At 49.8% G+C, this 12,414-nt stretch carries 7 protein-coding genes; 3 read left to right on the forward strand and 4 right to left on the reverse strand.

Annotated features, from left to right (window positions below; genetic code table 11):
- Nucleotides 1-324: 324 nt before the first annotated feature.
- On the reverse strand, nt 325-525 hold the full coding sequence (locus JOD20_RS15055; RefSeq protein ID WP_204756054.1) for a helix-turn-helix domain-containing protein: 201 nt from the start codon (nt 523-525) through the stop codon (nt 325-327).
- A gap of 319 nt (nt 526-844) precedes the next feature.
- On the opposite strand from JOD20_RS15055, the gene JOD20_RS15060 reads away from it, so the two are divergent.
- A complete protein-coding gene (locus JOD20_RS15060) occupies nt 845-2,002 on the forward strand; it encodes an RNA-guided endonuclease InsQ/TnpB family protein (protein WP_204756055.1) in 1,158 nt (385 codons plus the stop codon).
- A 223-nt stretch (nt 2,003-2,225) separates the two neighbouring features.
- On the opposite strand, the gene JOD20_RS15065 is transcribed toward JOD20_RS15060, so the two are convergent.
- Nucleotides 2,226-4,127: a cellulase family glycosylhydrolase gene (locus tag JOD20_RS15065; protein WP_204756056.1), complete on the reverse strand. Its 1,902-nt coding sequence runs from the start codon at nt 4,125-4,127 to the stop codon at nt 2,226-2,228.
- Nucleotides 4,128-4,727: 600 nt separating this feature from the next.
- On the opposite strand from JOD20_RS15065, the gene JOD20_RS15070 reads away from it, so the two are divergent.
- Together JOD20_RS15070 and JOD20_RS15075 are read left to right on the forward strand one after the other, a co-directional pair.
- Nucleotides 4,728-9,053, forward strand: coding sequence for a hypothetical protein (locus JOD20_RS15070; protein ID WP_204756057.1), 4,326 nt, complete (start codon nt 4,728-4,730; stop codon nt 9,051-9,053).
- Between the two features lie 126 nt (nt 9,054-9,179).
- Nucleotides 9,180-9,581, forward strand: a complete 402-nt coding sequence (locus JOD20_RS15075; RefSeq protein ID WP_204756058.1) for a hypothetical protein — start codon at nt 9,180-9,182, stop codon at nt 9,579-9,581.
- A gap of 61 nt (nt 9,582-9,642) precedes the next feature.
- Here JOD20_RS15075 and JOD20_RS15080 read toward each other — a convergent pair whose 3' ends face one another.
- Entirely contained in the window at nt 9,643-10,008 is a 366-nt protein-coding gene (locus JOD20_RS15080) for a cupin domain-containing protein (RefSeq protein ID WP_204756059.1), read from the reverse strand.
- Nucleotides 10,009-10,097: 89 nt separating this feature from the next.
- The gene (locus JOD20_RS15085) at nt 10,098-12,335 is read right to left on the reverse strand and encodes a discoidin domain-containing protein (RefSeq protein WP_204756060.1); all 2,238 of its coding nucleotides are present in this window, start codon (nt 12,333-12,335) and stop codon (nt 10,098-10,100) included.
- Nucleotides 12,336-12,414: the final 79 nt, after the last annotated feature.

Raw genomic sequence — 12,414 nt, forward strand, 5'->3', positions numbered from 1 at the left:
CAACGCATGTGAATGACTCAAAGCGCATGCTGCAACACTATTTATAGTAACGCCGCAGAACACCCCGCCCCAAGACCCATGCTGTTGGTTCCCCGCGCGGGATGCATGCGTGCCAGTTCTGACGAAGAGCAATTAACGAGAGCAAGAGCAAGCTACCCCGTGACTATATAATCATGCGTTATTCGGTTATTTTGACTGCGTGAAACATACGCTATTCTATACAGTCAAAAAAACGACTAGTATCGCGTATAATAGTCGTCGCTCTGCCTTCCTTGGTTCGGTGTAGCCGCGCCCTCGGCTGTTTGTAGCAGCGTGAGGGCATTCTCATTTGTTATCACCTACTTCTTTTTGCGATTCCTTTCTTGCCTCCTCAAGGAATCGCTGAACCTCCTCAATTGGGATACGATGGGCGCGTCCAAACTTATACGATTTGACCTTGCCTTGCTTAATCCATAGCCGAATGGTCTGTTCTGACAGCTTTAGATATTCGGCTAATTCCTCAGTTGTGTAAAATTCCGCTGACATGTCTGCCCCTTGATGAGATATGGTTTTTATATTCATAGTCTATTATATAGTAGCTCTCTAGTCAATACTTGTATATAATTATTTATTGACAAATATATATAATAGTATATAATTTTGATACAAATAAATTTGTTGGGTGCTAAGAACATTCTACAATTCCGGATGGGTTTCGCACGTTCCCCACGCTGAAACGCTGTCATTGTTGGGGTCGTGGGCTTTGGACTGATGGATGCCGGGTACCCGCTGGGTGACGGTTCGGCGGGGACGGTTTCTGCCCAAACCATGGCCATGGATAGCGCCAATCAAAAGGAGCCTGATCATGTCAACGCTGACCCGTTGCTATAAATATCGCCTATACCCTACCGCTGATCAACAAACCACCTTGGTCCAGTGGGCGGGTTGCCGACGCTTCGTCTGGAATTGGGCATTGCACTGCAAGCAAACCCACTACCAAATAACGGGTCAACGACTGAGCTATCAACGGCTTGCGGCGATGTTGGTTGACCTGAAACGCCAACCGAAAACAGCCTTTTTGCGCGATTGCCATTCGCAACCGTTGCAACAAAGCCTGATGGATCTAGAAACCGCCTTCACCAACTTTTTTGCCAAACGCGCCAAGTACCCGCGATTCAAAGCCCGCAAAATCACCCCTCACAGCCTACGCTTCCCGCAAGGCGTAATCGTCGTGGATGAACGTACCATCAGCGTACCAAAAATCGGACTAATGCAGGCGATCATTCATCGCCCACTCATGGGAACAGCGAAGGGCGCAACGATCAAGCACGATCCAACGGGCGCATGGTGGGTTGTCTTCGTCTGTCATATTGAACGCCCTGATGGTCAACCAACGACTGATTGTCCTGTGGGCATTGATGTGGGACTTGAATCCTTTACCACGCTGTCAACGGGTGAGAAAACCGCGCCGCCGAAGTTCTATCGCCGCAGCCAGAAGAAACTTGCCTGCGCTCAGCGCAAACTCTTCCGCGCTCAAAAGAGGAGCAACAATCGCTTGAAAGCTCGTAAGCGCGTTGCTAAAATTCACCAGAAAATCAGCAACCAACGCGCCGATTGGCTGCATAAGCATGCGTTGGGGATTGTTCAACGATTCGACGTGGTGTGCATCGAAGACCTGAATATCAAAGGCCTTGTGAAAACCAAGCTGGCTAAATCATTCAGTGATGCCGCCCTCAGTACCTTCATGCAGATGTTAATAGATAAGGCAGCATGGCACGGACGGCGGGTTATTAAGGTGGGACGTTTCTACGCCTCATCAAAGACCTGCCATCACTGCAAAACCAAAACTGCCCTGATGCTGGCAGATCGCGTGTGGACATGCCCCACCTGTGGCGCGATCCATGATCGCGATGTCAACGCCGCGATCAACATGTTGCACGAAGGAATACGCCTGCTTGCCGTTGGGACGACGGAAAGCCAAAACGCTGCCGGAGATGGTGTAAATCCAGCGAAATGCTGGTAGCCATCGTTGAAGGCAGAAGCCACGCCCCTCGTGGGCGTGGTAGTTCACTTACAGGAGGCCGCTCATGGCAACGAACGAACCCACCCAATCGAACGACGACTGCTGCTCAGCAGAAGAACAAGCAACTTGCTGCTCAGGCGATTGCTGCTAAATTTTTGTTGACATAAAAGAAAAGGCCTTGACAGGATAGTATGTCAAGGCCTTTTACTATTTAACCCATTACTTAGGGGTTGGTTGGAGCTGGGTTTGCTTGTTGATAATAGGTGGTGATGCTTGTGCCAGTAGCCGCGCCACCAAGCGGAATTTGATGATCAAGACTGACAAATTTACCATTGCGATCAGCCCATAATGCTGGTTTGAGCAAGGCATATTTGGCTTCATCCCACGTGGCCCAATCGTAGCCCAAAAGGCCACCAGTATCGCCAGAGTTGGGGTTAAGCACCCAGAACGTATGGTGCAAATAGTGCTCTTTGATCAAATCGCGCAGCGCTTTCATCCATTGTTCGTTTGCGCCGCCATCCAAAAAGCCACCCCATTCACCAATAAACAAAGGTGCGATATTCTCTTCATGAATAAAGAACCAGTTAGGCTGCCAAACATCGTTGTAAAGCGTTTCTTTGGTAAAACTAGGGTAGAACCATGATTGATTGAACACCAGCGGGCCATAATCGTGCGGCGAATAGACCAATTGATCTTGGTTGGCTCCAAGATTGACTGGATAATCGCGCACGCCGCGTAAATTACCGCCCCACCAGGTGAAATAGTAATCGTTTTTATTATTTGAGCTGTAATTTGCTCCTGCTTTGGGGTAAACCTCGTTGCCCTCGCACAACACCAACACATTGGGGTTGATAGCCAGAATGCGTTTGCTGGCAGTTTCGCAGACATATTTCCAATTATTGATGTCGCTTGAATTATCCCATTTGGCAAATTGGCCGCTGCTTTGATTATCGTGAGCAGTGCCGTGTGGCTCGTTCTTAATATCCATTGCGATAACCGTATCATCGTTTTTGTAACGATCGGTAATCCATTCCCAGGCCTGATAAAACTGCTCGCTGGTGATTGAGCCTTTGTACCACAATGGGGCATAATGGCCAGCGTTATCAGCCTCAGCACTGTGCACATCGATCATCACTTTGATGCCAAATTGCTTCGAAAGCAGCACAAAACGATCGAAAATTTGCAACGAGGTCAAGCCTTCTAACTCAGGGTTGGCATAGGTGTTGACATTGGGTGTTTTGAAAATCCCAGCCTTCCACTCCAAAATTAATTCGGTTGAAATTGGCACGCGAATAATATTCAAGCCACGCTGGGCGATGCTTTGTAGCATTGTGGTTAAGTTTGCCGACCACAACCCATGAAAAACCCGTTCAGTTGCATTAAACCCAAACCAATTGATTCCGGTTAGCCAAACGGGGCGGCCTGCACTATCAACAATTTGATTGCCGTTGGTATGCAACCAATCGTCGGTGTTGCTATTGCCGATTGGTGTGCTGGTGGCCGTTGCAATGCTGGTTGGAATAGCGGTGTTGGTTGGCCGTGGCGTGCTGGTGGCTGTTGCAATGTTGGTTGGAATTGCCGTATTGGTTGGTCGTGGCGTGCCAGTTAATGTGGGAATTGTGGTATTTGGTGGGGTTGTTGGGGTACTCGTTGCAGGCCGAGTGGTTGGAACGAGGGTGTTGGTTGCAGTTGGATTGGGCTGATCGTCGCCACAATTGACTCCATTGAGCTTAAACGCCGTTGGCAATGCATTAGTACCACTATACCTCGCTTGAAAGCCAAAACTAGCGGTACCATTGCTTGGCAAACTAGCGGCCCATGCTGGATTCGCCACACTCACACTAGGCCCAGTTTGGCTGAGCGTGCCATTCCAGAGATTAGTAATTGTCTGATTGCCAGCAAACCCCCAGCTTAGTTGCCAATTATTGAGACCGATTCCAAGATTCTTAACGCTTACATTGGCGGTAAAGCCAGTCTCCCATTGATTGGAAATTGTGTACGTGACCTCACAAACTGCGGCTGCGGCGGTGGGCTTAGTGTGTGCAGGTTGCCCAGCTAGAACCAGCGCTACGAGGCCGCCAAGCATGGCCAGCCGACTGCGAAACGAACGGTGTTTCTGTGACATACATTGTCCCTTCGTATTTGCATTGATGCTTGTTGCTACGATTGCTTGCAAGGTGATTGATTATTGAAACCGATTCCTCAGCTAGCGAAAATCGCATATTTATAATTCTAAAAATACATTAAGAGTTTCAATTTGTGAAGCCCTATTGTGGGCAATTGAGCCATAAAAAAGCGTATCACCTTTTGGGGTTATAAATCCCCGTTTGGGGTGATAACGGTTAAGCAAGAAGTGGTACTAGCCCATCCCCTGTATTACCATGGTAATTCAAGCATATAGGACTAAAGATTACCAGAATCTGAATTGGCATGGTATAGGATGTAGCTGCATTTTCTGCCGATCGTCGATCAACGTTGATCAACAACAAGCTTGTGATGGATATGCTAGCATCCATGATTTGATGCAGTGTCTTGTGGTCTATGTGATTGATATTTGTAGCTTTGAAGTCTGAGTGTTCCAGTTATTGTGCTGCATTACCTAATCGGTACGATTGATTTTTATCGAATGCAGCGATTAACCACTGTGATGCAGCTGGTAGCCCAAATTACTTAGCACTTCAGCATTTTTGAACGCGACATGTAGCCATTTCAGAGGAGCAATCGTATGAATTTCTTCCGGTCTCAGCGCAATTATGGGCGGCTTTTACTCGCCTTAATCGTCGTTCTTAATCTTGGTATGGCACGCTCTGCGGCAGCTGCTGGAGAGACTCCCTACGCTAATTCTGTTGATTCGAGTACGAGCGGGGTGATTGTTAATGGCAATAATGCGGTTGGCGCACCAAACGGTACTACAACAACTGTGCTAGGATTGGTCGGCTTAAATCTGACCCTCGATATGGGCTTAAACGAAGAAGGTACTGGCGACCTTGTGGTCTACTACGCTGGGATCGGCGTACAAATAGCTCCAACGGTTCAGTTCCTCAATAGTAGCCGCCAAGTGATATCCTCGGCTCCATTAAATCTGATTGGTTTATCACTTGGTTCGATTTATTCAACCACTGTAACCTATGCAAATAAGCCTACTCCATACCGCTATGTCCGCTTTACCTCACTGTTAACTGCATATCAAATTGATGCAGTTGCAGCGATAACATTTCGCCCCGATAGCGATAACGATGGGGTGAATGATAGTGATGAAATTACCAACGGCACTAACCCCCTTAACCCTGATACTGATGGCGATGGTTTGAATGATGGCCAAGAAATCGTCAATGGGACTAACCCGAATAACCCCGATACTGATGGCGATGGCATGCCCGATGGTTGGGAAGTCAGCTATACGCTCAATCCAAACGATGCAACTGGCGCAAATGGCGCAGCTGGCGACCCAGATAGCGATGGCTCGACCAACTTGCAAGAATATCAAAAATCGACCAATCCCAAAAATGCTGATACTGATGGCGATGGCTTGAATGACGGCGCTGAAACAACCGCCGGCACCAATCCGAACAATCCCGATAGTGATGCTGATGGTTTGCCCGATGGTTGGGAAGTGACCTATACGTTGAATCCATTGAGTTCAACTGGCGCAAATGGCGCAGCTGGCGACCCTGACGCTGATGGTTCAACCAACCTGCAAGAATATCAAAGAGGCACCAATCCCAAAAATGCTGATACTGATGGCGATGGGTTAAACGATGGTGCTGAAGCAGCGCTTGGCACCAATCCAAACGATAGTGACAGCGATAACGATACCTTGCCCGATGGCTGGGAAGTTACCAACAGCCTCAATCCATTGAATGCAAGCGGCAACCAAGGTGGCTCAGGCGACCCTGACGCTGATGGCTCGACCAACTTGCAAGAATATCAAAATAGCACGAACCCCAATGACAACGATAGCGACAACGATAGCTTGACGGATGGCCAGGAAGCCACCTTGGGCACGAATCCCAATAATCCCGATAGTGATGCCGATGGCTTGCCCGATGGTTGGGAAGTTGCAAACAGCCTCAATCCATTAAGCAATACTGGCGCAAATGGTGCAGCAGGCGACCCTGATGCTGATAGCTCAAGCAACTTGCAAGAATATCAAAATGGCACCAACCCCAATGATAATGATAGCGACAACGACGGCTTGACCGATGGCGCTGAAGCCAGCGCTGGCACGAACCCGAATAATGCTGATAGCGATGGCGATACCTTGCCCGATGGCTGGGAAGTCAACCATGGCTTGAATCCATTGAACAGTACCGGGAACAACGGCGCAACCGGCGACCCCGATAATGATGGTTCGAATAATGCAGCCGAATATGCAGCAGGTACCCATCCTAACGATAATGACAGCGACAATGATGGCTTGGCTGATGGCGCTGAAGCTGCGTTGGGAACCAACCCGAATAACCCTGATAGTGATGGCGATGGCTTGCCCGATGGCTGGGAAGTTACCAATAGCCTGAATCCTTTGAATCCAACTGGCACCCAGGGTGCAGCAGGCGACCCCGATACCGATGGCTCATCGAACTTGCAAGAATATCAAAATGGGACGAATCCAAATGATAACGACAGCGATAACGATGGCTTGACTGACGGCGAAGAAGCCACCTTGGGCACGAATCCGAATAACGCTGATACTGACGGCGATGGATTGCCCGATGGCTGGGAAGATGATAATGGACTTGATCCATTGAGCGGCGCTGGCGATGATGGCGCAGCAGGCGATCCCGATGCTGATGGCTCGAATAACCTACAAGAATATCAAAATGGCACCAATCCAAATGATAATGACAGCGATAACGACGGCTTGAATGATGGCGCTGAAGCTGTTGCTGGCACGAATCCAAATGATAGTGACAGTGATGATGATGGTTTGCCAGACGGCTGGGAATTGAACAATGGCTTGAATCCATTGAATCCCAATGATGCTGCTGGCGACCCTGATAACGATGGCTTGGATAATGGTGATGAATTTGCCAACGATACTAATCCACAGGTTGCTGATAGCGACAGCGATGGGTTAAACGATGGTGATGAGGTCGCAGTTGGTACGAATCCAAATGACAGTGACACCGACAACGATAGTTTGCCTGATGGCTGGGAAGCCGATAATGGGCTTGATCCATTGAGCGGTACTGGTGATGATGGTGCAGCTGGCGATCCCGATGCTGATGGCTCGAATAACGCTGCTGAATATGCAGCTGGCACCAATCCAAATGACAATGATAGCGATAATGATGGCTTGACCGACGGTGAAGAATCGAGCCTGGGTACCAACCCAAATAATGCTGATAGTGATGGCGATGGCTTGCCTGATGGCTGGGAAGTTGATAATAGCCTGAATCCATTGAGCAACATGGGCGATGATGGTGCAGCTGGCGACCCAGATGCTGATGATTCGAGCAACTTGCAAGAATATCAAAATGGCACGAATCCCAATGACAACGATAGTGACAACGATGGCTTGAATGATGGCGCTGAAGCTGTCGCAGGCACCAATCCAAACGATAGTGACAGCGATAACGATACCTTGCCCGATGGCTGGGAAGTTGATAATGGGCTTGATCCATTGAGCGGTACTGGTGATGATGGTGCAGCTGGTGACCCAGATGCTGATGATTCGAGCAACTTGCAAGAATATCAAAATGGCACGAATCCCAATGACAACGATAGTGACAACGATGGCTTGAATGATGGCGCTGAAGCTGTCGCAGGCACCAATCCAAACGATAGTGACAGCGATAACGATAGCTTGCCTGACGGCTGGGAAGTTGATAATGGGCTTGATCCATTGAGTGGCGCTGGTGATGATGGGGCAGCTGGCGACCCAGATGCTGATGATTTGAACAATGCCGACGAATATAGCAATACTACTAATCCAAACGATAGCGATAGTGATAATGATACCTTGCCCGATGGTTGGGAAGTAAGCTATGGACTTGATCCATTGAGTGGTACTGGTGATGATGGGGCAGCTGGCAATCCTGATAACGACAGTTATGACAATGCAACCGAATTTGCCAATGGTACCAGTCCAATAGTCTTTGATGCACCTGCGGCAACTAATACGCCAGTGCCAACAGCGACCGAAGTCCCAACGGCAACCAGCGTTGTACCAACCGCAACCGAGGTTCCGACCGCAACGGCGACCGAAGTCCCAACGGCAACGGCGACTGACGTACCAACGGCAACCAGTGTTCCGACCGCAACGGCCACTGACGTACCAACGGCGACCAGTGTTCCGACCGCAACGGCCACTGATGTCCCAACGGCAACGGCGACTGACGTACCAACGGCAACCAGTGTCCCGACCGCAACGGCAACCGACGTGCCAACGGCAACGGCGACTGACGTACCAACGGCAACCAGTGTTCCGACCGCAACGGCCACTGACGTACCAACGGCGACCAGTGTTCCGACCGCAACGGCCACCGACGTGCCAACGGCAACGGCAACTGATGTCCCAACGGCAACCAGTGTCCCGACCGCAACGGCCACTGACGTACCAACGGCAACCAGTGTCCCGACCGCAACGGCAACCGACGTGCCAACGGCGACCAGTGTTCCGACCGCAACGGCCACTGATGTGCCAACGGCGACCAATGTACCAACCGCGACGGCAACTGATGTGCCAACGGCAACCAGTGTCCCGACCGCGACGGCGACTGACGTGCCAACCGTAACCGCGACCGCTACAGCGATTGCAACCGCGACCGCAACGTCGATTGCGACCGCAACGGCAACCAACGTACCGACTGCAACAGCCACGGCAATTGTAACTGCCACGGCAACGGCAACCAATGTACCAACTGCGACGAGCACCAACGTGCCAACTGCGACGAGCACCAACGTGCCAACTGCGACGAGCACCAACGTGCCAACTGCGACGAGCACCAACGTGCCAACTGCAACGAGCACCAACGTGCCAACTGCGACGGCGACGACTCAACCAACCCAAGTCAAGATTTTCTTGCCAATCGCAATGAAAGGCGAATAAATCTTCGTAGGCTCAGCCGCCCTGTTTGTTCAACAAACAGGGCGGTTTTTTTTATTAAGCGAGATTTTTATGATACAGTTCGAGATGCGGTGAGAATGGTTCTCAGAATCTATTTAGGAGGTCTTTGTGATCGATCGTATGTTCCTTTCGCCAACTATTCACATGCATATGGGGTCGCTTGTGATCATAGTTAGCCTTTTGGCGATGGGTTATACCTGTTGGCTGGCTTGGAAAGGTAAAGAGCTTAATCGCTGGGCGAATGTGGCGATTATTAGCATGCAACTGGTGATTATGATTCAAGCGCTGTTGGGGATTAAGTTGCTTGATCAAGGGCTTGGTGTCGTGCAGTTATATATTCATTATGTCGGCGGGCTAGCACCACTTTTCTTTTGCTCGCTGTTTTATTGGATTCCGATTGCCCGCCCGAAGCTCAAAACCCGCTTTGCAGCAGCCGTCACCGTTGGCTCGTTTTTGTTTGTGATTATGACGTTTACAATTGGCCAAGCCTATGTGCGCGGCACAATTTAATTGATCATCAGCCTCTCGTAGCAGCAAAACTATGAGAGGCTTGCTTGATCTTAATCCTTGGCTAAATCTGTTCGAGTTGACTACGGGTGCGCTCGTTGTTCAAATTGCCAGTGTTGAGCGTGGTTGCTGGCTCAAACATCATCAACCAAACTTCTTCGGTTTCAGCTACGGGACAATGCTCGACCCCACGCGGCACAATCAACATATCGCCTTGATTCAGTACTTGATCGCCATCACGCAGTTGCATGCGCAAGCGGCCTTGCACCACGAAAAATAATTCATCTTCATGTTCGTGATGATGCCACTCAAAAGCGCCTTGAAGTTTTGCCACTTTAACGTGTTGGCCGTTAAGCTCGCCAACAACCCGTGGATTCCAATAATCGTTGAAGTGACCAAATTTCTCAAGCAGATTAATCACTGAAGGCATAGGTTGGCTCCTTAAAACGAATGCGCTGCTTAAATAATAACCCGACTGACCCCATCGAGGATCAATCGGGTCGCTGATTGAGGGTAATGCTATTTAGATTGTTGGGCAAGTGGCAAGTATTGGGCTGCTGAAGCTGGTTTTTGCCAAACTTCAACATAATCAACTTCGAGCAAGCCATTGCCCGCCACAATACTATCGACGGTTGATTGTTTGATGCCGAAGTAGGCACAGCCTGCTGGTAATGGATTGCCAGTGCAGCCATTGTAGCCAGCGGGATATTCGCCGCCCAAAGCCAAGTTCAAGATGAAGAATTTGGGATTGTCATATGTCCATTGACCATAATCGGCGATGATTTGGGCACGGGTAAAGCTCAGAATTTCGCGATCGTCGACGAACCATTTGATAAAGGTTGGGTCCCATTCGACGGCGTAGGTGTGCCAATTGCCAGTTGTTTGGCCTGCTGGTAAATTAACCAAGCCGCCAGCCGAGCCAGCGCCCCAATAGCCTGGGCCATGCAATGCACCTGATGTCCAGTTGCCATAGCCAATATTTTCCATAATATCAAGCTCCCCGTTGCCAGGCCAGCCAACTTCGTTGATATTTGCGCCCATCATCCAGAAGGCTGGCCAGTAGCCTTCGCCAACCGGCATTTTCATACGCGCAACCATTTTGCCATACAAAAAGCTTTGGCGGCCTAAGCCGAAAATTCGGCCTGAGGTGAAGGGATAGCCGTTGGCGGTTTCTTTGCGGGCTGTGATTTTCAAGGTTCCGCCGCTGACTGCAACATTGTTGCTGGTATATTGCTGCTGCTCGCCATTGACATGCACATCGTTATCGTAGGCCCAATTGCTCATGTTCAAATTAGTGCCATCGAAATTTTCAACCCAAACTCGGCTATAGCTCCCCGTTAATGGCGTAGGCGCTGGATCGTAGCTTGGGTTGCCTGCGTTGCAGCCATAGACTTCCAATTCCCAGATTGAATAGCCATATTCGGTGGCTTTTTTGGTCATATTGATGCGTAGATAGCGGCCAGTAACCGGAGTCAGATTGTAGTCGTTGCTGGTTTGGGTGTTGCCAACCACGCTGCGTAGCGTCGTCCAATTGCTGCGATCATTCGAAATTTGAATTTGATAATCGGCGGCAAAGGCTGATTCCCACAGAATGCGCACGCGATTAATTGTGGCGTTGGTTGAACCTAAATCAACATACAACCACGCATTGGCTGGGCCGCTTGGATACCAAAGATGGCTCCAACGCGTAGTCGTGGCGTTGCCATCAACAGCTTGGGCCGGAGTCGAAGTTTTCGATTCGTAAAACCAAGCATAGGCTGGTTTGTTCAAGGCAATGTTGCTCGAAGTTGGGCAGCTATTTGGAATTGTGGTTGGTTGGGCGGTGGGCTGAGCTGTCGGTTGGGTCGTTGGCTGAACGGTTGGTTGGCTGCTGCCACTATAAATCTCAACCTCAAATAACGAAATACCATACGCTGTGGCGCGAGTGATGCTTTCGATCCGTAGATAACGGCTTGTACCGCTGATGCTCAAATCGTCAAGATTGCCATCGCTGTTGCTGATGGTTTGGATGGTCGTCCATGTGTTGGCATCGTTGGAGCTTTGGATGCGGTAGCTCGTGGCGTAGGCCGCTTCCCAACGCAAAACAATGCGATTGAAGCTTTGTACGCTACCAAGATCAACTTGCAACCATTGGCCATCGGTAAAACTGCTGCTCCAACGAGTATCCAGATTACCATCGACAGCGTAGTTGGCTGTTGTGGCCGCATTTTCGTTGCTTGAGGCAAGCGTTATTTTGTTTAATGCAAGATTGCTGCTATTTGTAACGCCATAAATTTCAAATTCAAACAGCGAAATGCCATACGCTGTGGCGCGAGTGATGCTTTCGATTCGCAGATAGCGACCTATGCCACTGATGCTCAAATCGTCAAGATTGCCATCGCTGTTGCTGACGGTTTGAATCGTCGTCCACGTGGAGGCATCGTTGGAGCTTTGGATGCGGTAACTGCTGGCGTAGGCTGCTTCCCAGCGCAAAACAATGCGATTGAAGCTTTGCACACTGCCAAGATCAACCCGCAACCATTGGCCATCGGCAAAACTGCTGCTCCAACGGGTATTTACATTGCCATCGAGTGCCAGTGCCGCGCCAAAATCGGCATTTTCACTGCTTGAGGCCAGCGCGGTTTTGCCCAGCGCGAGGTTGGTTGCGGCAAACGTACTTTGGGGCTTGCCCAAAAACAGCATTGGGCTGAGTAGCAAACAGGCCAATAAGGCCAAGCGCGATCCACCACGAGCAGAAAATCGTCTCCTTGAGAACATCGTTGGCGCTCCTTTGATCAAAAGACCAATACTTATTCCAATGAAATTAATTAAAACACGTTAAGATACGCGCATGCAA

It is taken from the genome of Herpetosiphon giganteus (genome assembly GCF_016907925.1).
Classification (GTDB): Bacteria; Chloroflexota; Chloroflexia; order Chloroflexales; family Herpetosiphonaceae; genus Herpetosiphon; species Herpetosiphon giganteus.

Coding starts and splice junctions, on each gene's coding strand:
- JOD20_RS15055 (WP_204756054.1), bottom strand. CDS start 525: ATGTCAGCGGAATTTTACACAACTGAGGAATTAGCCGAATATCTAAAG.
- JOD20_RS15060 (WP_204756055.1), top strand. CDS start 845: ATGTCAACGCTGACCCGTTGCTATAAATATCGCCTATACCCTACCGCT.
- JOD20_RS15065 (WP_204756056.1), bottom strand. CDS start 4,127: ATGTCACAGAAACACCGTTCGTTTCGCAGTCGGCTGGCCATGCTTGGC.
- JOD20_RS15070 (WP_204756057.1), top strand. CDS start 4,728: ATGAATTTCTTCCGGTCTCAGCGCAATTATGGGCGGCTTTTACTCGCC.
- JOD20_RS15080 (WP_204756059.1), bottom strand. CDS start 10,008: ATGCCTTCAGTGATTAATCTGCTTGAGAAATTTGGTCACTTCAACGAT.
- JOD20_RS15085 (WP_204756060.1), bottom strand. CDS start 12,335: ATGTTCTCAAGGAGACGATTTTCTGCTCGTGGTGGATCGCGCTTGGCC.